At 65.3% G+C, this 22,204-nt stretch carries 20 protein-coding genes, 1 tRNA gene and 2 pseudogenes; 10 read left to right on the top strand and 13 right to left on the bottom strand.

What is annotated here, in order from left to right:
- Window positions 1-40: 40 nt before the first annotated feature.
- The gene (locus C8D03_RS25530) at window positions 41-919 is read right to left on the bottom strand and encodes a class I SAM-dependent methyltransferase (protein ID WP_108050863.1); all 879 of its coding nucleotides are present in this window, start codon (window positions 917-919) and stop codon (window positions 41-43) included.
- A gap of 471 nt (window positions 920-1,390) precedes the next feature.
- Here C8D03_RS25530 and C8D03_RS25525 point away from each other — a divergent pair, with 471 nt between their 5' ends.
- Together C8D03_RS25525 and C8D03_RS25520 are read left to right on the top strand one after the other, a co-directional pair.
- Window positions 1,391-1,675, top strand: a complete 285-nt coding sequence (locus tag C8D03_RS25525; protein ID WP_108050861.1) for a DUF7696 family protein — start codon at window positions 1,391-1,393, stop codon at window positions 1,673-1,675.
- A 324-nt stretch (window positions 1,676-1,999) separates the two neighbouring features.
- Window positions 2,000-2,754 (top strand): IS5 family transposase gene (locus C8D03_RS25520; RefSeq protein WP_108046102.1). Its coding sequence is split into 2 segments (ribosomal slippage): window positions 2,000-2,333 and window positions 2,333-2,754, totalling 756 coding nucleotides; the frame shifts between segments, so codons are not numbered across the junction.
- 227 nt (window positions 2,755-2,981) lie between these two features.
- Here C8D03_RS25520 and C8D03_RS25515 read toward each other — a convergent pair.
- Window positions 2,982-4,016: pseudogene (locus C8D03_RS25515) on the bottom strand (IS110 family RNA-guided transposase).
- Window positions 4,017-4,166: 150 nt separating this feature from the next.
- On the opposite strand from C8D03_RS25515, the pseudogene C8D03_RS26920 reads away from it, so the two are divergent.
- Window positions 4,167-4,733 (top strand): annotated as a pseudogene (locus C8D03_RS26920) (SOS response-associated peptidase family protein); the annotation flags it as partial.
- A gap of 451 nt (window positions 4,734-5,184) precedes the next feature.
- Here C8D03_RS26920 and C8D03_RS25505 read toward each other — a convergent pair.
- Window positions 5,185-5,262: transfer RNA gene (locus tag C8D03_RS25505), tRNA-Pro, on the bottom strand.
- A 206-nt stretch (window positions 5,263-5,468) separates the two neighbouring features.
- On the opposite strand from C8D03_RS25505, the gene C8D03_RS25500 reads away from it, so the two are divergent.
- The gene (locus C8D03_RS25500; protein WP_181301254.1) at window positions 5,469-6,287 is read left to right on the top strand and encodes a class I SAM-dependent methyltransferase; all 819 of its coding nucleotides are present in this window, start codon (window positions 5,469-5,471) and stop codon (window positions 6,285-6,287) included.
- A 63-nt stretch (window positions 6,288-6,350) separates the two neighbouring features.
- Here the strand turns inward: C8D03_RS25500 and C8D03_RS25495 are convergent, their stop codons facing one another.
- Genes C8D03_RS25495 through C8D03_RS25480 form a run of 4 tightly spaced genes read right to left on the bottom strand, consistent with a single transcriptional unit; the run spans window position 6,351 to window position 9,823 of the window.
- Window positions 6,351-6,677 carry a type II toxin-antitoxin system RelE/ParE family toxin gene (locus tag C8D03_RS25495; protein WP_108050857.1) on the bottom strand — a complete coding sequence of 109 codons (327 nt, stop codon included), beginning with the start codon at window positions 6,675-6,677 and terminating at the stop codon, window positions 6,351-6,353.
- A complete protein-coding gene (locus C8D03_RS25490) occupies window positions 6,664-6,954 on the bottom strand; it encodes a ribbon-helix-helix domain-containing protein (protein ID WP_108050855.1) in 291 nt (96 codons plus the stop codon). The genes C8D03_RS25495 and C8D03_RS25490 overlap by 14 nt, the downstream gene beginning before the upstream one ends.
- Before the next feature lie 53 nt (window positions 6,955-7,007).
- Window positions 7,008-8,270 carry an O-antigen ligase family protein gene (locus C8D03_RS25485; RefSeq protein ID WP_108050853.1) on the bottom strand — a complete coding sequence of 421 codons (1,263 nt, stop codon included), beginning with the start codon at window positions 8,268-8,270 and terminating at the stop codon, window positions 7,008-7,010.
- Complete coding sequence (locus C8D03_RS25480; protein ID WP_108050851.1) at window positions 8,267-9,823, bottom strand: undecaprenyl-phosphate glucose phosphotransferase; 1,557 nt, start codon at window positions 9,821-9,823, stop codon at window positions 8,267-8,269. The genes C8D03_RS25485 and C8D03_RS25480 overlap by 4 nt, the downstream gene beginning before the upstream one ends.
- Window positions 9,824-9,885: 62 nt before the next feature.
- Here C8D03_RS25480 and C8D03_RS26305 point away from each other — a divergent pair, with 62 nt between their 5' ends.
- From C8D03_RS26305 to mdtI, 3 genes are all read left to right on the top strand, one after another.
- Complete coding sequence (locus C8D03_RS26305) at window positions 9,886-10,197, top strand: hypothetical protein (protein WP_146170288.1); 312 nt, start codon at window positions 9,886-9,888, stop codon at window positions 10,195-10,197.
- A 196-nt stretch (window positions 10,198-10,393) separates the two neighbouring features.
- Window positions 10,394-10,750: a DMT family transporter gene (locus tag C8D03_RS25475; RefSeq protein ID WP_108050849.1), complete on the top strand. Its 357-nt coding sequence runs from the start codon at window positions 10,394-10,396 to the stop codon at window positions 10,748-10,750.
- Window positions 10,747-11,085 (top strand): multidrug/spermidine efflux SMR transporter subunit MdtI, encoded by a 339-nt coding sequence (gene mdtI, locus C8D03_RS25470; RefSeq protein WP_108050847.1) that lies wholly within the window; start codon window positions 10,747-10,749, stop codon window positions 11,083-11,085. Before C8D03_RS25475 ends, mdtI begins: the two co-directional genes overlap by 4 nt.
- Window positions 11,086-11,098: 13 nt before the next feature.
- On the opposite strand, the gene C8D03_RS25465 is transcribed toward mdtI, so the two are convergent.
- Together C8D03_RS25465 and C8D03_RS25460 are read right to left on the bottom strand one after the other, a co-directional pair.
- Complete coding sequence (locus C8D03_RS25465; protein WP_108050845.1) at window positions 11,099-12,262, bottom strand: glycosyltransferase family 4 protein; 1,164 nt, start codon at window positions 12,260-12,262, stop codon at window positions 11,099-11,101.
- A gap of 121 nt (window positions 12,263-12,383) precedes the next feature.
- Window positions 12,384-12,956: a polysaccharide biosynthesis/export family protein gene (locus C8D03_RS25460; RefSeq protein ID WP_108050843.1), complete on the bottom strand. Its 573-nt coding sequence runs from the start codon at window positions 12,954-12,956 to the stop codon at window positions 12,384-12,386.
- Between the two features lie 192 nt (window positions 12,957-13,148).
- Between C8D03_RS25460 and C8D03_RS25455 the strand changes: the two genes are divergently transcribed.
- Window positions 13,149-15,323: a GumC family protein gene (locus C8D03_RS25455; protein ID WP_108050841.1), complete on the top strand. Its 2,175-nt coding sequence runs from the start codon at window positions 13,149-13,151 to the stop codon at window positions 15,321-15,323.
- Between the two features lie 80 nt (window positions 15,324-15,403).
- Here C8D03_RS25455 and C8D03_RS25450 read toward each other — a convergent pair whose 3' ends face one another.
- The gene (locus C8D03_RS25450; RefSeq protein WP_181301252.1) at window positions 15,404-16,681 is read right to left on the bottom strand and encodes a GNAT family N-acetyltransferase; all 1,278 of its coding nucleotides are present in this window, start codon (window positions 16,679-16,681) and stop codon (window positions 15,404-15,406) included.
- A 134-nt stretch (window positions 16,682-16,815) separates the two neighbouring features.
- Between C8D03_RS25450 and C8D03_RS25445 the strand changes: the two genes are divergently transcribed.
- Window positions 16,816-17,868, top strand: a complete 1,053-nt coding sequence (locus tag C8D03_RS25445; protein ID WP_108050837.1) for a polysaccharide deacetylase family protein — start codon at window positions 16,816-16,818, stop codon at window positions 17,866-17,868.
- 120 nt (window positions 17,869-17,988) lie between these two features.
- Here the strand turns inward: C8D03_RS25445 and C8D03_RS25440 are convergent, their stop codons facing one another.
- Entirely contained in the window at window positions 17,989-18,198 is a 210-nt protein-coding gene (locus C8D03_RS25440) for a DUF2842 domain-containing protein (RefSeq protein WP_108050835.1), read from the bottom strand.
- 191 nt (window positions 18,199-18,389) lie between these two features.
- Here C8D03_RS25440 and C8D03_RS25435 point away from each other — a divergent pair, with 191 nt between their 5' ends.
- Entirely contained in the window at window positions 18,390-19,457 is a 1,068-nt protein-coding gene (locus C8D03_RS25435) for a COX15/CtaA family protein (protein WP_248308623.1), read from the top strand.
- A 110-nt stretch (window positions 19,458-19,567) separates the two neighbouring features.
- Here the strand turns inward: C8D03_RS25435 and C8D03_RS25430 are convergent, their stop codons facing one another.
- On the bottom strand, window positions 19,568-20,845 hold the full coding sequence (locus C8D03_RS25430; RefSeq protein ID WP_108050833.1) for an O-acetylhomoserine aminocarboxypropyltransferase: 1,278 nt from the start codon (window positions 20,843-20,845) through the stop codon (window positions 19,568-19,570).
- Between the two features lie 72 nt (window positions 20,846-20,917).
- Window positions 20,918-22,195, bottom strand: a complete 1,278-nt coding sequence (locus C8D03_RS25425) for an FAD-dependent oxidoreductase (RefSeq protein ID WP_348981712.1) — start codon at window positions 22,193-22,195, stop codon at window positions 20,918-20,920.
- Window positions 22,196-22,204: the final 9 nt, after the last annotated feature.

Here is a 22,204-nt window from a genome sequence, read left to right as displayed (position 1 = left end):
ATAGAGGGATTACGGGTGCGGTTCCGCCGCTGGGCCTAATCTATTTCGAAACACGGAGAGTAATAACCAATTTCGAAGTCGTGAAATAATCCAAGTCACGGCTCTTGTGAGCGAAGCAGCTCGGAAATCTCGATATCAATTCAAGTCCGTGGTAATCCTTTTCTTCGGATAGGCTAAGCGTCTTGAAAATATTCGAATTATTACTCCAAAGATAACGGTAGTCGTATAAAGACATACCATTCAGATTCCAAAGATCTTTAGCGCTCACAAATTTTGCCAGATCGTCCGTATTCCAAAGATGTTGGCAATATGGAACACCGATTTCATAGTGAGCGTGCAAGCCCAGAGGGGAATTGTATATCGGAGCGAAATTGATATGAACCAAGCCGCCATTCTTAACCAGACGCCAGGCCTCTTTAAGGGCAGCGTCCGGGTCATGCAAATGCTCGAAGCTGTTGAAAGACCAATAACCGTCAAACGAATTAGAGGGTAAGCCCGTATTCGAAGCATCTCCGATAACGCTTGTTACCCCTGCCGAAGCCGCCAAAGGATCTAATTCGTCAAAAAGATCGACACATGTCACTTGATGGCCAGCATTTGCCATCGCCCATGCCTCATAGCCCGGGCCTCCACCAATCTCTATAAGTTTCTTTGGCTGTAACCCGAATTTTTTAAGCAAAGGTTGTACGCGTTCGGTCTCTGGACCTCGAATATTAGTGTCGTCCCAAAAATATGATACAGGATATTCAGATCTTAGATCTTCTAATTGGGAAATCTGCAACCATTTTGGTTCATGAGAAGCGTTCTCTAAAGCAAATTTTGCTTTCCTTATCGCGGTCGACGACTTTACCAACTTTCCTCGATTGATGATGGGGCGCGGAACGACGGCTTGTACTAAAGTTTTAACGTTCACCGACATCTTGCTCCGCTAGGATTCGCCCGACGGTAACACTTTATGCGGGACATGCAATTGCATTCCCCTTGGCTGACGCAGCGTCAATTACTTTATCTTTGGTTGCCGCAACGTAAGGTTCTGGCGGGCAGCAGCCGCAGGCTTCCCCTTCGGCGCACATTCAGCATACGAAACCCGAGATATGGCAGCGGGGTAACGTGACACGATGTGCAATCTCTTGTCTGATTGCGGTTGCTAGCGCAAACCGTTCTGCCAAGCGCGTTGAAAATCGCCCTTTAGCGGTCGGTCCGAAGGTCTTCAAGAGGGTGGAAAGCGGAAGTCGGACCGCGCATTCTCCCCAGGGCCGGCAGGTCAAACGGCGCGTCACAGACCCGAGCGGGCGATGAACGCGATTACCACCTGGTCTGTCGTTGCGACATCCAACAAATCGAAGGAACAATCAAAGGTTGTGAAGGGTTGTCTGTTTGGAGAACCCAAATGTTCAAATTTGTGAAGATGACTGAATTCTCTGACTCCGCCTTTGTAAGATCTAAATTAACCGGGGCGATTATCTCCAAATGCTCGGAGCGCTACCGGCACGATTGTGAGATCGAGTTCCTGAGTTCGCTTCCGACGCTCCGTCTCGACGTGATGCTGAATGGTGGTGGTGATCATCCCTGCCGATCGCGCTCGCTCACGGCTGTGCGCGGATCGGCCGAGGTGGCCTTCATTTGCTCGGATATCCAGCGGCTTCGCGCGATCAACGCCCGGCTTGGAGCGTGAACGGCAAGCGTCTGTCCCTCGACGCATCCCCGTGGGTGACCGTCGTCGTTATCGTCGTTGGCCTCGGCATCTATCTGCTCTAACCCCGAGACCACTGTTCTCTACATGTGGCGGAGCTGACGTGAGCAGGCTTGGCCGGTGCGCCTGAGCTTGCTCGCCGGCGCGAAGTTAGATGCCAAAAACCGCCTTAGGCCACCTACCTGCGGCAGGGGGGCGCCGTAGCGCAACGGGTGGGAAAACGGGTCGTGAAGTTCCATTCGCCTAGGCTCAGGACCTATTAAATTCGTTTGATCTGTGATTCACGGTGTCTGGGAGGACGCTGTGATGAATGATTTGTTTTTGCTGAGCGAGCGGCAGATGACGCGGATATCGCCGCATTTTCCGCTCTCGCATGGCGTGCCACGGGTCGATGATCGGCGCGTGGTGAGCGGGATCGTCTACATCATCCGCAGCGGCCTGCAGTGGAAGGACGCGCCCAAGGGCTACGGTCCCCACAAGACGCTCTACAACCGCTTCATCCGCTGGAGCCGGCTCGGCGTCTTCGACCGGATCTTCGCCGGGCTCGCCGGCGAGGGACCCAAGCCGGAGCGCATCATGATCGACGCGACGCATCTCAAGGCCCATCGCACGGCGGCGAGCCTGCTCAAAAAGGGGCTGTTCCCCGTCGTATCGGGCGGACCAAGGGCGGGCTGAACTCCAAGCTCCACACTGTCTGCGACGAGAGCGGCCGCCCAATCATCATGCTCCTGTCGGAAGGCCAGATGAGCGACCACAAGGGCGCAAGCCTCGTGCTCGCCGCCCTGCCGCCAGCCAAAACCCTCATCGCCGATCGTGGCTACGACAGCACGCCGTTCCGCCAGGCGCTCGCCGCCAAGGGCATCGCGCCCTGCATCCCCTCGAGCCGAAGCCGGAAAACCCCGTACCCTTATGACAAGGCGCTCTACCGCCAGCGCCACAAGGTCGAGAACCTCTTCGCCAAGCTCAAGGACTGGCGCCGCATCGCAACCCGCTACGATCGATGCGCCCACACTTTCTTCTCGGCAATCTGCATCGCCGCAGCCGTCATCTTCTGGCTCTGATCAATGAGTCCTGAGCCTAGTTCCGAGAACCGGGCGTTAACTCCCCAATGGTGACCGCGAGGCTCGCTCTTGTCTGCGAGGTCGGCGCTTTGGCCGCCTCAGGAATGTGGTCCGATGATCGGGGGGCTGCTATCTACAGAAACGCGGGCTAAGTGCACAAAGGTTGCAGCGCAGTCACCTCGACCTTGTCCTCGCGGACGCCCGTCCGCCGACGCGGCGGAGCTCGTCTACCTCATCGTCCAGGCTGTGGCCTCCTCGCGGAACCAACGGAACTCGGCCCCGTCAGTCCAAATCCGATGCATGATGATGGCGAGCTTGCGAGCGACCGCGACGACCGCGCGACGCAGTCCCCTTCGCTTGGCCACCGACATGCCCCAAGCCTTCAACGAGGACCAGCGCTTGGTGCGGGTCAATAGCGGCAGCGAGGCCTGAGACAGCGTGGAGCGACACAGGCCGTCACCGCATTTAGAGATTGCCCCGTTGCGATCGACCTCGCCGGAAGCATACTTGCGCGGTGTCAGGCCGAGGTGTGGACCGACATCCCGCGACCGTTCAAAACGAGCCGGATCGTCGACAGTGGTGACGAAGGTGATGGCCGTCAGTGCTCCCACGCCCGGAACCGTCATCAGCCTGCGGCAGACTTCATCCTTCCTGATGAGTTGCAGCAGCATCCTGTGCAGGACAGCGCACTGATCGCGAAGAGCGGCGCGGGCAATCAACATCGGCTGCACTATGGCGGCCAGTCGCGGGTGATCGGCGAGAAGCTCTGAGGCCCGCGGCTCGAACACAGCATGCTGGATCCGGCCAGACAGCTTCAGGCCAAAGACGCGAAGCGTCCCACGGATCTCGTTCTCGATATCGATCTGCTTGGTGAGGAGCGCTTTGCGATTGGCCAGGAGCATGCGCAGCTCCTGCGACTGAGTGCTTTTGATGTGGACGATGTTGAACCAGCCGACACGCATAACCTGGGCAATCGCGCGCGCATCGTTGCGATCTGTCTTCACCGGCATCGTCTTCGTGACGCCTCGCAGGCGGCGAGGGTCAATGCAGAACGCGGGCCAGCCGCCAGCCTTTTACTCAATGCACAACCAGCGAGACAACCCGCCGATCTCAAGCCCGATCCGGTCGATCTCAATGCCTGCATCGCTTAGCCAGGTTGAAATGGCCTCCGGATCGGACGGGCTTTTACCCTCTGTAACGATGATCCCATCTTGATCCACGATGCAGATGGCGGTCTCGGCCAGCGACACATCCAGTCCCACGAAATGCTACATGATGTGGCTCCCCGTGAGCCGCCGGGATGGCGGCTTCGAACTGCAGGCTGCACCGGCTGGCGGCAATCGCAATCACCCCATCTACGGCCACACCCGGAACGTCGACGCGATCAGTCGCCTTTCGCGACCTTCGACGTGATGGCCCAGATTGCGCCGCAGCCGGGCATCTTCCCGGACTATGAAGGCGCCGATGATCCGAACCGAAAAGGGTGGTCCTGCGCTCGCAATAAAGCGTTGGGGCATGCCGTCTCCCGTCTTTGCCCTCAAAGGCAAGAAGGCTGATCCGGGCGTGACCAATGTCCGAACACCAAAAGCCCGCATTGACGCCGCTGGCTCGGCCTCGAGCATCGCTGCCCGGTGCCGTTCACCAGCTTCAGCGAGTTCAACAAGGCCGAGGGCGGCGACATCTGATTCGCCTTCGGCGAGGGAAGGCCGATGGCCTTCTTCGTCGGAATTTGGACGCTGCAGTGGAAGAGCGTGCACAAGCTGAAAGACGGTGAGGTTGAAGCTGATCTCTATGCCTTCCGGACCACAGACCCGAACGCCGAGGTCAAGGCTATTCATCCGAAAGCGATTCCTGTCATCCTGACGGCGCCCGAGGAATGCGAGGTCTGGATGACAGCCCCCTTGGAACAGGCAGGGGGACTTCAGCGTCCATTACCTGATGGCGCGCTTCAGATCGTGGTGCGTGGCGGCAAGAAGGACGGGTCCCCGACAATGGCTGACATCGACAATCTCGAAGAGCTTATCGCGCTGCTCCGGCGAAACATCGAGAATCTGACCGAGCAGGCGACTGGTGCCTCCGGCGCTGCCACGGAAGAGAGGATTTCGGCAAGGCTCGCCGAGCAACAAGAACGCCTCGACGATCTTCTCAGGCGACAAGAGGCGTTGGAGCGAAAGGGGCCGGCCTAGCCGAACTGTCGGAGCCAGAGGCGCCGAACCTGAGCGCCCACCGCGCCGCCGCGGCAAATCCAGATACCGCGGGCTCGACGATCCGGCGGGCGTTCATCGGCCCTCATGAGATTCTCGAACGGCCGCAGAACGTTTGTCGGAATTTTCTGTCCCGATAGGGGCGGATTGTGCCCGTTTTGTTCCCTGTCTCGCAGCTGACCTTGTCGCGAGAGCGCTCTTAACAGTTTGATTTTCTTGGGATTTATGGTCGGAGCGAGAGGATTCGAACCTCCGACCCCTTGTCCCCCAGACAAGTGCGCTAACCGGGCTGCGCTACGCTCCGACGGCTCGGCTTATAGTGGGGGGGCGGCGCGGATGCAACGTGCTTGCGCGTCTGATTCACGTCGATCGCCGGTTATCGTGATCTGCGCCGACGCGGCACAGTCCGGCTCCCTCCGCATTAACCGTCGATTAATTCTCCGATTGCGGTGCCGAGGCGATGCCGGCATGGTTTTCGTGGGACGGGAGGTTACGCAGGCGGAGAAGACCATGTCATTGGCGACAGTCACGGCGACCCCGGCGCGCCCCTCGATGCGCGCCCTGGCGAACCCCCCGGGCTCGTTCGAGGCCTTCTTCCGTGAGCTCGCACCCGACTGGCACTCGCAATGGGCGTGGGACCACTACGAAGAGACCATCCTGCGCCTGACGCGGCAGTTCGGCCTGCGCCGGGTCTGCGAGATCGGCGGCGGGCGTGACCCGCTTTTCACGGCCGAGCAGGCGAAGCGTCGCGGCATCGATCTCATCGTCAACGACATCGATCCCGGCGAACTGGCGCTGACGCCGGCCGGCCTCCGGACCGCGCGCTTCGACATTGCGGGTGACCTCTCCGAGCCGGACATCGCGCGCGGTGGCTACGATCTCATGGTCTCGCGCATGGTCTTCGAGCATGTCGCCGATGTGGAGCGCGCCTGGACCAACATCCACGCTTTGCTGTCGCCGGGCGGTGTCGCGCTCGCCTTCTTTCCGACGCTGTGGGCTCCGGCCTTCGCCCTCAACCACGTGCTCCCGGAGAGCGTCTCGCGCGCCGTCGTGCATGCGATGTTCCCGGCAAGGCGCGACGGCGGCGGCGACCCAAAATTCCCGGCGCTCTACGACTGGTGCCGTGGCAGCCGCAAGCAGCTCGCGCCGATGCTCAACCGTGCCGGCTTCACCGACCTGCACATCCAGCGCTTCTGGGGCCATGGCTATTTCGACCGCGTCCCCGGCCTGAAGCAGCTCGATCACGGCTTCAACGCGCTCTCGGCGAAGGTCGGCTGGGATTTCGTGACGACCTACGCCTATGTCGTCGTGCGCAAGGACCGGGGCTGAGCACCCGTCGGGCGTTGGGCCCGGTTCCGATCGCGCTCGCCGAAGAGGGATGCGGCGGCATGCTCAGCGTTCGGAATCGTCCTCCGCGCGGTAGAGCGCGTCATAATCGCGGCCGCCATGGAAGACATTGGTGATCTCGACAGTCTCGCCCTCGATGCGATAGGCGATGACGACGCGCTTCTCGAACGGAAATGTCCGCAGGCCGGCGAGCAGATCGTCGCGAGGCCTGCCGCCATGGGGCATGCCGCCGATTTTCTCGCACAGCGTCAGGATGCGCTGCAGGAATCGCTCGGCAGTGATCGGGTCGAGGCTCGCCTCATAGACCCAGCGATAGATAGCGGCCAGATCGCTCGCAGCCTCTTCGCGGTAGGCGACGCTATACCGCTTCATTCCGATGCGCCTTCACGGTTTCGGCGTGAAGGGAGGAGAGGCGGTCCTTGATCTCCTGTCCGGTCAGGCTCGGACGCAGGTCTCCGACAGCGCGTTCCGCACGGGCGCGAATCGACGCCAGCCGCTCGGCCTGCTCGGCGCGCAGGCGCTGCCAGACGCGAACGGCATCGCGCAGCACCTCGCTGGTCGAGGCATATTCCCCCGCCGCGACGCTGGCGCGCACCTCCACCATCATCTCCGGCGTCATGGTGATGCTGATCTTCTCGGCGGTCTGCATCGCGTTGCGCTCCTGTCCAGGAGGCAATAGGTAGCATAAAATCCGACCCTGCCTCAAGCGGCGCGGGTTGGAGAGGGCATGGCTGGCATCGTCGCCGGCGTCACAGGCAGCGCCGCCAGCCCCCAGATCAGGCCGAGCATCAGGTACATGTGGCGCCAGTGGTCGGTGTCGATCTGCAGGCCCTGCAGGATCGTGACGAACAGCACCGACCACAGTACGATCGCATGGCTCTGCCGGGGCGAGCGCTGGAACACCAGCCGCCAGCCGACGAGACAGGTCGCCGCCATCAGGGCGAGCCATGAGATGCCGCCGAGCCAGCCATAGGAGGCGAAGGCGTTGATGTAGACGTTGTGCGGGTCCTCCGGGAACAGCCAGCGGAAGCGCAGCGGGCCGAAGCCGTTGGGCTCGTCCAGCAGCAGCGGGATCGAGCGGAGCTGGTTGCCGAAGCGGCCGGTGACGCCCTGGTCGTAGCTCTGGTCGAGGCTGGCGCGTACCTCGAAGACGCTGCGGATGCTCTCGAAGGAGAGCGCGACCAGCAGCGCGACGGTGACGAGGCCCAGCGCCGTCAGCGTCAGCGCGACGATGCGGGCCCGCCCCGCGGCGTTCGGCGCTGTCAGGAAGGTCAGCGCGATCATCATCAGCGCCGCGGCGACGAGATTGCCCCAGGCGCCGCGCGAGAAGGTCAGGAACAGGGCCGCCAGCGGCACGCTCATCACCAGAAGGCCGCGGGTCAGGCCGAGCCGGCCGGTCAGGATATGCTGCAGCGTGTAGACGATCGGCAGGACGAGGAAGGGCCCGAGCACGTTTGGGTCCTTGAAGGTGCCTGACGCGCGCCCGTAGAGCGAGAAGATCGAGCTGAGCCCGGCGATATCGAAATAGCCGAGAACGCCGGCGAACCCCGCGCCCCAGGCCGCGAAGAGATAGCCCCTGCGCAGCGTTTCGAGCCGGCCGAGCGCATCGTCGGCCATGATCGCGGCGAGGAAGATCGCGGTCACCATCAGATAGACCGAGACCGCGGTGAAGCGCACCGCAGCCGCGTCGTCCATCCAGGGGATCAGCGAGAAGGTGCCGCCGATGTTATAGAGCAGCAGCAGCAGCGCCATCGGCAGCAGCTTCTGCGAGAAGCGGATGCCGGTCAGGGCGAAGACGAGGACGGCGAGCAGGAAGACCAGCTCATAGGGCGAGGGTTCGATCAGCGCGAGCCCGCTCGACGCCGTCAGCAGCCAGAGCACACCGCGCTTGAGCGAGGCATGGGAGATGCGCAGGCTGCCGCGGCGGCGCGGCTCCTGCCCGGCGCTGTCGGCGAACGCGCTCAATAGGCGTTCTCGGTCTTGGTCAGCAGCGACAGCGGCGTCTTCACGAGAATGTAGAGGTCGAGCAGCACCGACCAGTTCTCGATGTAGTAGAGGTCGTGCTCGACGCGGCGCTGGATCTTGTCCTCGGTGTCGGTCTCGCCGCGCCAGCCATTGACCTGCGCCCAGCCGGTGATGCCGGGCTTGACCTTGTGGCGCGCGAAATAGCCGTCGACGACCTGCTCATAGGCGCGGTTCGAGGCGGTGGCGTGGATCGCATGCGGGCGCGGGCCGACCAGCGAGAGATTGCCCCGCAGCACGACGTTGAGCAGTTGCGGCAGCTCGTCGATCGAAGTTTTGCGGATGAAGCGGCCGACGCGGGTGACGCGCGGATCATCCTTCGTGACCTGCCGCGCTGCCTTGTGGTCGGTCATCTCATGGTAGAGCGAGCGGAACTTCAGCACCTCGATCAGCTCGTTGTTGAAGCCGTAGCGCTTCTGCCGGAACAGGATGGGGCCTTTCGAATCGAGCTTGATCGCGATCGCCGTCGCCAGCATCACCGGCGAGAGCGCGATCAGCGCCAGCGTGCCGGCGATCTTGTCGAACAGCCATTTGACCACGATGTCCCAATCGGCGATTGGCCGGTCGAAGACGTCGAGCACCGGCACCGCGCCGAAATAGGAATAGGAGCGCGGCCGGAAGCGCAGCTTCGACATATGCGCCGAGAGGCGGATGTCGATCGGCAGCACCCAGAGTTTGCGCAGCATCCCAAGCAGCCGCGTCTCGGCCGAGATCGGCAGGGTGAAGATCACGAGGTCGAGCTTGGTGCGCCGGGCGAACTCGACCAGATCGTCGATCGTGCCGAGCTTCGGGTAGCCGGCGACGAGGTCGGGCGAGCGGTCGTCATTGCGATCGTCGAAGATGCCGCAGATGCGCAGGCCGGTGTCGCGCTGCGCTTCCAGCGCGCGGATCAGGGCCTCGCCGGCCTCGCCGCCACCGACGATCGCGGTGCGTCGTTCCAGCCGTCCGCTGCGCGTCAGATGCCGCACGCCGAGCGTGACCAGCAGGCGCTCGCCGAGCAGGGCGGCGGCGCCCGCGCCATAGAAGCCGAGCAGCCAGACGCGGGAGACCTGGTCGCCGGCCTTGAGGAAGAAGAAGGCGGCGAGCGTGATCAGGAAGAGCAGGCTCCAGCCGCTGGCGAGCCTGACCGCCATGGCGATGAAATTCCGCAGCGCCCCGACATGATAAAGATGCAGCGCCTGGAAGATGGCGAGCGCACCGATCGCCATGGCCGGGATCGTGATCTGGTAGGGCAGGCTGTTGTCGACATTGCCGGCGGCATAGAGCCAGTAGACCAGCGCGCCGGCGCCGGTCACGGCCAGAACGTCGAGCAGGCGCACCAGCCCCTCGATCATCACGGGCGACAGCGTCGGCTTGACCGGCATGGCGGCGATCTGCTCGGCCAGCGGATGGAAGACGCGCGTGCCGTCGCTCGTGTTCGCGGGCCTGACCCTGCCGGATGTTACCGAGCCGGCGGCGTCCGCCTTGAGCAGATCGCGGACATCGAAGGCACCCATGACGTCAAATCCCTGGTCGCTGTCGGCATGGCGGGCGCGTTGCCTTCGTCGGCCTGCCGATCATGCTGCTGACCTACCGGAAAATGCTCACGGAAGGCTTAACCGGACCGGTCGCTGTTTCGGCACGCACTCTCCTGGCAGCGCAACCGCCAGCCCCGTCCCGGGCCGTCATTCCCGAGGCCGGATCGCGTCCCGAAATGGGGGGCGCCGAAGGTCTCGGTCAGGTTCTGTTGAAAGGTGCGTTTTTCCTCGGACGATCAATGTATTGGCTGGAGCTTGGCGGGCACGAATTTACTCGAATTCTCGCGTCGAAAATCATCCGGAAGTCGTTTCAGGTTGACGAAAAGCAATGTCGAGGCTATATGTCAGCGTGATGAGTGTCTGAGAAGCACATTTCTGCGCGATCATGCCTGCGATCCTTTCTGGATCGGCAGGCCGGCGCTGTGCAGCTTTCGCGGGGTGCCCGCCGAAAGCCTTTCTTGATCCGGACCTGATTCAAACTCCAACTCTTGCCTGGCTGCCTCAGCGTCTCACCCGTGACGCCCAGCGCCGGCTTCGCCCGTGTGCAACATGTCTACCCATTGGTTCTTCCTGCTCGCGGCCATCGCCGTCGAGATCGTCGCGGCGGCTGCGCTGAAGTCGGTCGTCTCGGCGCCCTGGCTGGTGGCGCTTCTGCCGCTTGGCCTGATCGGCCTGTCCTTCGCCTTGCTCAGCATCGCGCTCCGCGTCATTCCGCTCGCCGTCGCCTATGCCGTCTGGGAGGGGCTCGGCATCGTCGGGATCGCCGCCGCCGGCCATCTGCTCTTCGGCGAGCATCTCAGTGCCGGGCGCCTGCTCGCGCTCGCCGCGATCCTGGCCGGCATCCTGCTGCTTGAACGCGGTGTCGGCGAGGCTCCCGCCGACGAGCCGAAGGGGAGGTCGGCATGATCGCCCCCCTGATACCGCAGAGCTTCGCCATCGCCTGGCTCGCCCTGGCGGTTGTGCTCGAGGTTGCGGGTTCCTGCCTGCTCAAGCTTTCCGACGGCCTGCGCCACCGACTCCGCGGCCTGCTCGGGATCGTGCTGGTGACGGGCGCCTTCGCCGCGCTCGCCCAGGCGATCCGCGGCATGGATCTCTCCGTCGCCTATGCCGTCTGGGGCGGAGCGGGGCTGGTCGTCACCGCGATCGTCGGCGCGCTCGCCTTCGGCCAGCGCATCAGGCCGACGGGCTGGGCCGGCATCGGGCCGGTCCTCGCGGGCGTCGTCGCGCTCAAGCTGCTGTAGGTTCAGCGGCCGCTCAGCCTCGGGCCCGCCTGGCAAGGGCGTCGCGATAGGCCGTGAGCACGCCGTCGATCATCGAATCCAGCCGGAAGTGCTGCCGCACATGCTGGGCGAGATCGGCCGCTTCGGCGCGCCGTTCGGCGTCCGGCGTCGCCAGTATCCTGCGAATCGCGTCGGCGAGCACGGCCGGGTCGTTGGTCGGGATCAGCCGGTCCCTGTGGCGTGGCCCGTAGATCTCGTTGATGCCGCCGACATTGGTCGAGACCAGCGGCTGAGCCGCGGCCGCGGCTTCCAGGATGACATAGGGCAGCGATTCCGCCCGCGACGGCACCACCATCACATGAGCACGCGACAGCGCCCGCCGGATCGGGCCCGGTGGTTCGAAGACGCATTGATCGGCGATGCCGCGCGATACGGTCAGCGCCCGCAGTGCCGCCTCGTCGGGGCCGGACCCGACGATCAGGATGCGCGGCGTCAACGCGTCACGGCTCTTGAGCAGGCTGAGCGCATCGATCAGCGTGTCGATGCCTTTCGCCGAGCGCAATTCGCCGAGATAGACCAAGTCGAACGTCGCGTCGGTGTGGTCGATCGGCTCGAATTCCGGGTCCGAAATGCCGTTCAGCACGATGCGATGGTCGGTGCGTGGCAGATGGCCGATATGGGCCTCGAAGCGTCCGACGATGAAGCGGCTCTCGAACAGGAACATGTCGGTGGCGCCTTCGAGCAGCCGCTCCACCGTCATGTAGATCTTGTGCTCGGTTCCGCCGGGCTTGTAATTGAAGCTCCCGCCATGGGGGGTGTAGGCGGTGATGTAACGCCGCCAGGGGTTGGCGATCGCCGGAAGCCGGCCATAGAGCCCGCCCTTCGAGCCGTGGCAGTGGACGACGTCGGGCGCGAGCCGCGAGCGCAGCGCGATCGTGCTCATCTGGGCCCTGGCGTCGGTAAGGCTGGGATAGCGCGACATCGGCACGCGCGTGATGCCGAGTGTCAGCTTGTCGGAGAGTTCGGCGAAGACATCGTCGGCTCGGCTGCCGCCGGTCGTGGCATCGCAGAAGATGCCGACATCGTGGCCGCGCTCCGCCTGGCCGCGCGCGAGGTCGAGCACATGCCGGAACAGCCCGCCGAGCGGCGCCCGGAAAACGTGCAGGATCCGCAGCCGCGGCAGCGAGGCGTCCGTCATCAGGGGTCTCCGGACGGGCTTGGAGCGTTTTCGGGCGAAGGCGGTACCGGCTCGCGTAAAGAAAACGCGTTGAGACAAAAGACGGGAGTATTCGAGCGATCCGTCTGGATCGAAAAATGCGCTAGAACCAGCGTTCCTTGATGACGATCGTGTCCCCGGGCTGCACCGCATAGGTGATCGGCACGCTCGCGGTCACGAGCTGGTCCTCGACCTGCCGCGTCACCTCGGCATAGGCGCGCTGGCCGCGCGGCGTGAAGCCGCCGGCGATGGCCACCGCCGTCTGCACGGTCATGCCGTGGACGTAAGGGAACTGGCCGGAATTCGTCACTTCGCCGAGCACGAAGAAGGGGCGGTAGGTGTCGACCTCGACCGAGACCTTTGGCTCGCGCAGGAAGCCGCCGCGCAGCTTGGCTTCGATCGCCTTCTCCAGTTGCAGTGTCGTGCGTCCCTGCGCTTCGACCGAACCGATTAGCGGCATCGCGATTTTGCCCGAGCCATCCACGGCATAGATGTTCGAGAGATTGTCCTGGCCGAAGACGATGACGCGCAGGCGGTCGCCGCTCGCGAGGCGGTAGGGCCCGGCCGGCTGCGCGAGCGCGTAGTCGGACGGCGCATAGCGCGGCGCGCATGCGCCCGCCGTCAAGGCAGCACTCATGGCGACGGCCAAGGCGAGAGAGGCGAGACGTCGACTCATCACAAGCGATACCCATGCGGAACCCTGCCGGAGCATGGGCGCGATATGGTTAACAAAGGCTTCAGGAGGACGGGTTCGGCCCGGATCGGCACGGCGCTTCGCCGCGTTCTTAACCCTGCACTAACCTTACTGCGCTTTCATTGACGCTGCGTCCTGTCCAGGGCGCGAGAGTTTTGCGTGAATGGATGGGTCATGACCGCTCACACCGAGAGCCACGTCAGGGAGCAGGTCCGCGAGCAGCCCGTGCGCGACGGTGACGGCCGCGGCGACATGCTCGACCTCTCCGCGCTCTGGGTCGCGATCAAGCGGCGCAAGGCCTGGATCATCGGGCCGACGCTGGCGGTCTTCGGTCTCTCCTTCGTAGCCGTCAATCTCGTCTCGCCGCGATATACCGGCGAGGCCCGCATCCTGCTCGAGAACCGCGGCGGATTCTTCGCGCTGCCGGGGCAGGCCTTGCCTGACAGTACGGGCCAGTTCGACGCCGAGGCCGTGCAGAGCCAGGTTCAGATCATCATGTCGCGCGACCTCGCCCGCGAGGCGATCAAGCGCATGGGACTCGTCGGCAATGCCGAATTCGATTCCGGCGCCGGCGCCCTGAACGCACTGCGCAAGATCGGTGTCCTGGTCGGCCTCGGCGGTCATCCGGCTGACCGCTCGCCCGAAGACCGGGTGCTGGAGAAGTATTTCGACCGGCTGCTGGTCTATCCGGTCGGGCGCTCGCGCATTGTCGCAGTCGAGTTCACCTCGCAGGACCCGGAACTCGCCGCCAAGGGCGCCAACATCATCGCCAACGCCTATCTCGAGCTGCAGGAAGCCGCCAAGCAGGACACCGCCCGCAGCGCCTCCTCATGGCTCTCGACCACCATCGAGCCGCTGCGCAAGCGCCTCGCCGAGGCCGAGGCCAAGGTCGAGGATTTCCGCTCGCGCAACGGCCTGCTGGTCGGCGCCAACAACACCACGATCAACGCCCAGCAGCTTGGCGACCTGTCGACGCAGCTCTCCGCGGCCCGCAGCCAGCAGGCCGAGGCGCAGGCCAAGGCAGGCCTGATCCGCGACGCGATCAAGCAGGGCCGCACCTTCGAGATCCCCGACGTCGCCAACAACGAACTGGTCCGCCGGCTGATCGAGCAGCGCGTCAATCTGCGCGCCCAGATCGCGCTCGAATCGCGCAATCTTCTCTCGGAGCATCCCCGGATCAAGGAGCTCAACGCCCAGCTCGCCGATCTCGAAGGGCAGCTTCGCGCCGCCGCCGAGCGCACGGTGCGGACGCTGGAGAACGAGGCCAGGATCGCCGGACAGCGCGTCGAGAGCTTCACGGCCGCACTCGACGGCCAGAAGAAGAACGTCTCCTCCGGCAATGACAGCGAGGTGCAGTTGCGGGCGCTGGAGCGCGAGGCGCGCACGCTGCGCGAGCAGCTCGAGCAATACATGCTGCGTTACCGCGAGGCCGTAGCCCGCGATACCCAGAACGCGACCCCTGCCGACGCCCGCGTGATCTCGCGCGCCGTCGAGCCGACCGAGCCCTCCTTCCCGAAGAAGCTGCCGACGGTGCTGGTGGCGACGCTGGCGACCTTTCTCGCCTCGCTGGCGACGGTGGTGTCGCGCGAGCTGCTCAACGGTCGCCGTGATGCGCCCATGCCCCAGCCCCGCCGGGCGCCGGGCTGGGTCGGCGGCGGAGCCGCAAGGACCGAGGAGAACCAGGTCGATCCGCGCCGCGAGCGCGTGGCCGGCCTGTTGACGCATGGCGGCCGCCTCGGCCAGATCACGCTCGATCTCGCCCATCCCGAACAAACGCTGGCCGATCTGGCCGAGCGCATCGAGGAGCCCGCGCGCGGCATGGCGCCGATGGTGCTCGTGCTGGATGGCGCCGGCGAGGGCGCGACCACGCCGCACGACCTGGCCGAACTGCTGTCGCAACGTTGCCGCTGCATCATCGTCGACCTCGCTGCCGATGAGGGCCGCAGCCAGCCCGGCTTCTCGGAACTGCTCGCCGGCGAGGCGCTGTTCTCCGACATCATCACGCGCGAGCAAGGCTCGCGGCTGCACCGCATCGGCCCCGGCCGGGCCGGCCGGGCAGCCGTGCTCGCCGCCTCCGATCTCGTCGAGGTCGCGCTGGACGCGCTCTGCGAGACCTATGACTGGGTTCTGGTCGCCGCCGCCTCGAATGACGAGGCGTCGGTGCTGGCCCCACTGGCCGGTTGCGCCCAGGGCGGGCTCGTCATGGCCGGCCAGTTCGGCAACGGCCACGCCGTCGAGGCGGCCTATCGCCTGGCCGATCTGGCCAAGGTCCCGGTGACGCTGATGCTGGATGCGCCGGAAGGCACGGTGCTGCGCGGCCTGCGCGAGCGCGACCCCGCGCCGGTCTGAGCGTATCCGAGCTCTTGTCCCGAGGAGCGCCGCAGGCTGGCGCCTCCAAGGATGTGAGGCCTCTCGAGACGCGGCCTGCGCTAATCCTCGACCGTTCGCGCGCGGCCCCGGTTCAGCCAGCCAGAGACGCGATGCGCCAGCTTCAGGGCGGCCGGCGAAGCCTTGATCCGGCGCTTGGCCCAGCGCTTGGCGCGGGCGATGCCGGTGAAGGCATGTCCCTTTGCGGTCAGCGGCAGAAAGCTGTCGACCAGTTCGTCGCGCTCGTCGCAGATCGTGGTCTTGTAGCGCGCCTCGCCGACGCCGAGATCGAACACGGTGATCCCCTCGCGGCATTTCAGCTTGATCAGGTCGACCAGCAGGATCTCGCCGGGGCTGGTCCTGGCGGCCTCGCTTTCCATGTCGAAGGAGGTCGCCATGCCGGAGAATCGCGTCGCCTGCACGGCGCCGACATAGGTCGCGACCGAATGGCCGGCGAGGTCGAGCGAATACAGTTCAAGCACCGCGGGGCGGTCCCCGTCCGGCTGTGCGGCACGTTCGATGAAGGCGCGGACGGCCGGTGAAGCGAAGGGATCGGGCAGACCCATCATCCGGAAACGGGCGGCTTTCTGCAGCAGGAAGGCATCGATGACCCGCGCGATCTCGGCGGGGCTGTGCGCCCTGACCAGCGCGGAAGGTCCGAAGCCGGTGAAGCGGTTGCGCTTGTTCTTCAGCTTTTTGTGGGCGTGGCTGCTCATCGAGCGCCGCAGCGTGCCGTCGCAATCGCCGCTGACGAGGGCGAGCTTGTATGCTCCGCTCGGACTCGGTCCGGCGGCGAGCGCCGCGAGCGGATTGGCGAGGCCCTGCCACTGCGTCGGCTGGTTGACGAAGATGAAGGCGTCGAGCCTGCCGATCGCGGCGCTGATCTCGGAGAGCAGCAGGCGCGCCGCTCCGGCGTCGAGCGCGGCGGCGAAGGCGGGCGCATAGAGCCCCATATGGTAATTGGCGTGCTTGCCGCCGATGAATTCGGCGAAGCGGATGCCGTTGCGGCGCGTGATGACCAGCGGCAGGATCGCCAGCGGCTCGCTTGCTGCATCCCGGACGACGACATGGCGGAAGTCCATGCCATCGGCTGCGCCGACCGTCTCGACGAAGGCGCGGACCCAGCCATAGGCCTGATAGGGCGTCACCAGCGCCCGCGCCTCGATCGCGTGCCAGTCAGCCTCGACGGCGGCGATCTCGCGGCTGACCGTGACGCTGTGCCAGGCTTGCGCGCCGGAGGCGCCGCGGCTTTCCGTCAGGCGCGGGGCCGACGCGCGCTCGGCACTGCTGGACTCGGCTAGATTGGACTTGGCAAGACTGGACTCGGCAAGACTGGACATGGATGGCCGGGCCTCGGGATTTGGACAGTGCCGCCTCCTTAACCCGCTATTGTGAACGGACTGGGCAAGATCGCGCTGCCTCGACGCCGGCATCGGCGAACAGCGTTAGCGAGCGGTTGCCGCGGAACGGACAGATGAACCTGCGTCACACAGCCTTCTCCGCCGTCTTCGGAGCGATCGCGGCGACGCTTGCCGACCGCTGGGGCAGGGGGCTGGCACAGGGCGCCGGTGCCATCCTGACGCTGCACCATGTCCGGCCTCGCGGCGAGGGCGGCTTTCGCCCGAACGGCCTGCTGGAGATCACGCCGGGCTTCCTCGACATGACGCTCCGGCTGATCCGCGCCGAGGGCTACGATCTGGTCTCCCTCGACGAGGCTCTCGTCCGCCTGTCCGCTCCGCGTAAGGGCCGCTTCTTCGTCGCACTGACCTTCGACGACGGCTATAGCGACAATGTCGAACAGGCCTGGCCCGTGCTGGCGAAGCACGGCGCGCCGTGGACGCTCTTCGTCACGACCGGGTTCGCCGACCGCACGGCCAGGCTCTGGTGGCTGGAACTGGAGGAGGCGATCCGGGTCCTCCCGGCCGTGGCGCTGGCCTTGCCGGACGGCCCCTTCAGCGCCCGCGCCGGCAGCGACGCCGAGAAGCAGCAGGCCTTCGACAGGCTCTACTGGCGCCTGCGCAAGCAGCCGGAAGCGATTCTGCTGGCAGCGATTTCCGATCTTGCAGCCCAGGCCGGGATCGATGCCGCCGCGCTGGTCGAGCGCGAATGTCTGCCCTGGGAGACGTTGCGCGCGTTGGCCGGTGCGCCCGGTGTAACCATTGGCGCCCATACGCTGAGCCACCCGATGCTGGCGAAGCATGATGCGGCCTTTGCGCGTCGGGAGATCGTCGAGGGCAAGGCGCGGCTGGAAGCGGAGCTCGGCATCCCCGTCCGGCATTTCGCCTATCCGGTCGGCGACCCCACCTCGGCCGGGCCGCGCGAGTTCGCATTGGTGCGGGAGGCCGGCTTCGCCAGCGCAGTCACAACGCGGCCGGGGCACCTCTTCGCGGGGCACGCCGCGCATCCGCACGCGCTGCCGCGCGTTTCGCTCAATGGCTTGCACCAGAGCGAGGCGGCCGTTCGCGCGCTGTTGTCGGGGCTGCCGTTCCTGCTGTGGAACCGGGGGCGGCGGCTGAGTGTGGGGTAGTGGGCGGCGGCGCATGCCGTCATGGTCGGGCTTGTCCCGACCATCCACGACTTCGCTGGTCGAGACCTGTGTTCAAGACGTCGGTGCTCGCCACAAGGGCGAGCATGACGACCGAGCCCGTCAGACCCCGTCCTTCCGCTCCATCCACCGGATCAGCGGCAGCAGCGGCAGGACCCAGGCGAGGCCAAGTACGACATAGGCGATGGTCTGCACGAGCTTCGGCGCCTCGGTGATCCGGCCCTGTGCCAGCGCCATCGCGACAAGCGCATAGACGCAGACGAAGACCAGGATCGCGACGGTGCCGATCAGCTTGCGGTGGGTCTGCCTCATCCTGCGGTCTCTCCATAGCATCGGCCCGAAAAGTGGAATGCGGTTTTCGGTGCAGCCGATGCGGCAACAATGATCCCGCGCCAGCCGGCCTGCGGCAATGCGGGCGTTGTCTTCGCCCCGGCGCGCGGACTATCTGTCACCTGCGACCGCGCTTGTGAAGCGCGCCCGATGCGACGCAAGGCCCCGCACCCGTGACCATAGCCCTCGATAGACCCGTTTCCGAGACGGCGCGCGGCGCGAGCCACGCCGGCATCCGCCGCTGGCTCTGGATCGTGGCGGCTCTCGTCTTCGTCATGGTCGTCGTCGGTGGCGCGACGCGGCTGACGGGTTCCGGCCTCTCCATCACCGAATGGAAGCCGATCACCGGCGCGCTGCCGCCGCTCTCGGCCGAGGCCTGGGCGAGCGAGTTCGGGAAATACCGCGAGAGCCCGCAATACCGGCTCCTGAACGAGGGCATGAGCCTCGGCGAATTCCAGTTCATCTATTGGTGGGAATGGGGCCATCGCCAGCTCGGCCGCTTCATCGGCCTGGTCTATCTCGCGGGCTTCCTGGTCGTCGCGGCCCGCCGCCTGCTGCCTTGGCGGCAGGTGCTGGTCCTGTTCGGCATGGGGCTGCTGCTCGGCCTGCAGGGCACGATCGGATGGATCATGGTGGCCTCGGGACTGGAGCCCGGCATGGTCGCGGTCGCGCCGGTCAAGCTGACGCTGCATCTGAGCTTTGCGGCGCTGTTCTTCGCTTCGGTCGTCGCTTTCGCGACCTGGCTGACGCCGGCGCGGCGCAGCGAGCAGGCGAGGGGGCGCGGATGGGCGTTGGCATTGCTGCTGCTGATCTTCGTTCAGATCGCGCTCGGCGGTCTCGTCGCCGGCTCGAAGGCCGGGCTGACCTACAACACCTGGCCGCTGATGGACGGTGCGCTGGTGCCGCCGCCTGCGGCCCTGTTCGTCCAGACGCCGTTCTGGGAGAATTTCGTCGATAATGCCGTGCTGGTGCAGTTCAACCACCGCCTCGGCGCCTATCTCTTGCTGGCGTTGGCGCTCTGGCACGCGCTTTCCCTGCGCCGCAGCGCTCCGGGCTCAGGCGGCGCGAGACGCGCTACGGCGATTGCCGGGCTGACGCTGGCGCAGGCCGCGCTGGGCATCGTCACGCTTTTGCTGGTCGTGCCGCTCTGGGCCGGCCTCGCGCATCAGGCGCTGGCCTTCATGGTGCTGGCGATGGGCGTGGTGCATGGCGTGCGGATGCGCGGCATGCACCACGCCTGACCCACCTCGTCATGCTCGGGCTTGTCCCGAGCATCCACGTCTTGAACACGACGCTCGACCGGCGAAGACGTGGATGGTCGGGACAAGGGCGACCATGAGATAGGTGCCGCTCAGGCCAGCGCCTGATCCAGATCGTCGATCAGGTCCTGCACATCCTCCAGCCCGATCGACAGGCGAATCACCTGCGGGCCGGCGCCGGACGCCGTCTTCTGTTCGTCGGTGAGCTGGCGATGGGTGGTCGAGGCCGGGTGGATCACCAGCGAGCGCGTGTCGCCGATATTGGCGAGATGCGAGAACAGCTTGAGCTCGGTGACGAGCTTGACGCCGGCGTCATAGCCGCCCTTCAGCCCGAAGGTGAAGACCGCGCCGGCGCCCTTGGGCGAATAGCGCTTGGCGAGATCATGATAGGTGTCGCCGGGCAGGCCGGGATAGCTGACCCACTCCACCGCCGGATGCTTCGAAAGATGCGTCGCGACCGCGAGCGCGCTCTCGCAATGCCGCTGCATGCGCAAAGGCAGGGTCTCGATGCCGGTCAGGATCATGAAGGCGTTGAAGGGCGACAGCGCCGGGCCCATGTCGCGCAGGCCGAGCACGCGGCAGGCGATGGCGAAGGCGAAATTGCCGAAGGTCTCGCCGAGCACCATGCCGTTATATTCCGGCCGGGGCTTCGACAGCATCGGGTAGCGCTCGTCGCCGACCCAGTTGAACGAGCCGCCATCGACGATGATGCCGCCGATCGAATTGCCGTGGCCGCCCAGGAACTTGGTCAGCGAATGCACGATGATGTCGGCACCGTGCTCGAAGGGGCGGATCAGGTAGGGTGTCGCCATCGTGTTGTCGACGATGAGCGGGATGTTGTGCTTCTTCGCGATCGCCGAGATGCCGGCGATGTCGACGATCACGCCGCCCGGATTGGCGATGGACTCGATGAAGATCGCCTTGGTCTTGGGTGTGACGGCAGCGGCAAAAGCGTCCAGATCGTCGGAATCGGCCCAGATCACGTTCCAGCCGAAGTTCTTGTAGGAATGATTGAACTGGTTGATCGAGCCGCCATAGAGCTTGCGCGCCGCAACGAACTCGTCGCCCGGCTGCATCAGCGCGTGGAAGCACAGGAACTCGGCCGCATGGCCCGATGCGACGGCGAGTGCCGCGGTGCCGCCCTCCAGAGCCGCGACGCGCTCTTCCAGCACCGCGTTGGTCGGGTTGCCGATGCGGGTGTAGATATTGCCGAAGGCCTGCAGCCCGAAGAGCGAGGCCGCATGGTCGACATCGTCGAAGACGAAGCTGGTCGTCTGGTAGATCGGCGTGGCGCGCGCGCCCGTCGCCGCATCGGGTGCGGCACCCGCATGAATGGCGAGCGTGTGGAACCCCGGTGCGCGGTCGGTCATGGCGTACTCCCTGCGATCTTCTGAATGCGAGACATTGCGTTCGTTTTAACGAACGCTCCGGAGGGCGTCAATTCAGGGGCGGGGTGCGAGGTCGGGCCCGATATGCTCGGGCCGGACGCCCATGCCGACGAGCCGCGCCGGGATGCGCCGCAGCAGCGGCAGCCAGTCGAACAGCCGCACCAGGAAGGGCGGCCCGAGCGGCGCATCGCTCTCGGTGCGGGCCAGCAGCGGCGAGATGATGCGGTTCTGCGCAATTACCTGGATGCGTTGCGTGGCTTTGGCCGGGAATTCGCGGCGCTCCTGCACGGCTGCGAGATCGGCATCGCCGAGGCGCTTCTCGCGGAGCGGAGCGGCGAGGCGATTGGCCGCCGCGACCGCATCCTGAACCGCGAGATTGACCCCGACGCCGCCGATCGGCGACATCGCATGCGCCGCGTCGCCGATGCAGAGCAGGCCGGGTCGCCACCACTGTTCGAGCCGGTCGACGGTGACGGTCAGGAGCTTAATCTGGTCCCAGTCCTGGATCGCTTGCATGCGGTCGGCGAACCAGGGAGCAAGCTTCGCGATGCTCTCGCGGAAAGCGGGCAGCCCCGCCGCGCGCATGGCCTCGAACCTGCCCTTCGGAATAACGAAGGCGCTCTGCCAGTAATCGCCACGGTCCAGCGTCACCAGAAGCCGCCCGTTCGCGACCTGACCGCCGGTCTGGTCGGGGTCGCCGGGCTCTCGCGCCAGCCTGAACCAGAGCACGTCCATCGGCGCGCCGATATCGATGCTCTTCAATCCCGATGCTGCCCGGATGTCGGAACGGCGTCCATCGGCGGCGACGACGAGGTCCGCCCTGATCGAGAATGGGCCGGAACCATCCTGGCCGGTGAGGCCGGTGATCTTGCCAGCCTCGTCGATCAGCGCTTCGGCCTTGGCGCTCATCATCAATGTGAAGCGTGGCTGCTCGCGCCCGCGATCGGCCAGGAAATCGAGAAAATCCCATTGCGGCATCATCGCGACGAAAGGAGCAGCGACCGGCAGATGCGAGAAATCCGCGAACTGGATCGTCTCGGTCCCGAACCGCATCGCGATGTTCGACAGGGCGGAGTGCGGCAGCTTCAGGAAATCCTCGAGCAGGCCGAGCTCGTGCATCAGTTGCAGGGTCGAGGGATGGATGGTGTCGCCGCGAAAATCGCGCAGGAAGTCGGCATGCTTCTCCAGCACGATCACGTCGACGCCCGCCCGCGCCAGCAGGAAGCCGAGCATCATCCCGGCGGGGCCGCCTCCGGCGATACAGCAGGTGGTGGTGAGGTCGCGCATCGCCTTGCCCCCGCTGCGCGTCATGGTCCGGGCGGGCCCGGCCATGACGCTTTT

Origin of the sequence: Bosea sp. 124 (genome assembly GCF_003046175.1) — a bacterium.
Classification (GTDB): domain Bacteria; phylum Pseudomonadota; class Alphaproteobacteria; order Rhizobiales; family Beijerinckiaceae; genus Allobosea.
The sequence above is the reverse complement of the archived record's forward strand: the minus strand, read 5'-3'. Positions and strand labels throughout refer to the sequence as shown.

Bases quoted from the DNA above. Each gene is read 5' to 3' on its own strand.
- C8D03_RS25530 (WP_108050863.1), bottom strand. From the start codon at position 919: ATGTCGGTGAACGTTAAAACTTTAGTACAAGCCGTCGTTCCGCGCCCC.
- C8D03_RS25525 (WP_108050861.1), top strand. From the start codon at position 1,391: ATGTTCAAATTTGTGAAGATGACTGAATTCTCTGACTCCGCCTTTGTA.
- C8D03_RS25500 (WP_181301254.1), top strand. From the start codon at position 5,469: ATGTCATTGGCGACAGTCACGGCGACCCCGGCGCGCCCCTCGATGCGC.
- C8D03_RS25495 (WP_108050857.1), bottom strand. From the start codon at position 6,677: ATGAAGCGGTATAGCGTCGCCTACCGCGAAGAGGCTGCGAGCGATCTG.
- C8D03_RS25490 (WP_108050855.1), bottom strand. From the start codon at position 6,954: ATGCAGACCGCCGAGAAGATCAGCATCACCATGACGCCGGAGATGATG.
- C8D03_RS25480 (WP_108050851.1), bottom strand. From the start codon at position 9,823: ATGGGTGCCTTCGATGTCCGCGATCTGCTCAAGGCGGACGCCGCCGGC.
- C8D03_RS26305 (WP_146170288.1), top strand. From the start codon at position 9,886: ATGCTGCTGACCTACCGGAAAATGCTCACGGAAGGCTTAACCGGACCG.
- C8D03_RS25475 (WP_108050849.1), top strand. From the start codon at position 10,394: ATGTCTACCCATTGGTTCTTCCTGCTCGCGGCCATCGCCGTCGAGATC.
- mdtI (WP_108050847.1), top strand. From the start codon at position 10,747: ATGATCGCCCCCCTGATACCGCAGAGCTTCGCCATCGCCTGGCTCGCC.
- C8D03_RS25465 (WP_108050845.1), bottom strand. From the start codon at position 12,262: ATGACGGACGCCTCGCTGCCGCGGCTGCGGATCCTGCACGTTTTCCGG.
- C8D03_RS25460 (WP_108050843.1), bottom strand. From the start codon at position 12,956: ATGAGTCGACGTCTCGCCTCTCTCGCCTTGGCCGTCGCCATGAGTGCT.
- C8D03_RS25455 (WP_108050841.1), top strand. From the start codon at position 13,149: ATGACCGCTCACACCGAGAGCCACGTCAGGGAGCAGGTCCGCGAGCAG.
- C8D03_RS25450 (WP_181301252.1), bottom strand. From the start codon at position 16,681: ATGTCCAGTCTTGCCGAGTCCAGTCTTGCCAAGTCCAATCTAGCCGAG.
- C8D03_RS25445 (WP_108050837.1), top strand. From the start codon at position 16,816: ATGAACCTGCGTCACACAGCCTTCTCCGCCGTCTTCGGAGCGATCGCG.
- C8D03_RS25440 (WP_108050835.1), bottom strand. From the start codon at position 18,198: ATGAGGCAGACCCACCGCAAGCTGATCGGCACCGTCGCGATCCTGGTC.
- C8D03_RS25430 (WP_108050833.1), bottom strand. From the start codon at position 20,845: ATGACCGACCGCGCACCGGGGTTCCACACGCTCGCCATTCATGCGGGT.
- C8D03_RS25425 (WP_348981712.1), bottom strand. From the start codon at position 22,195: ATGGCCGGGCCCGCCCGGACCATGACGCGCAGCGGGGGCAAGGCGATG.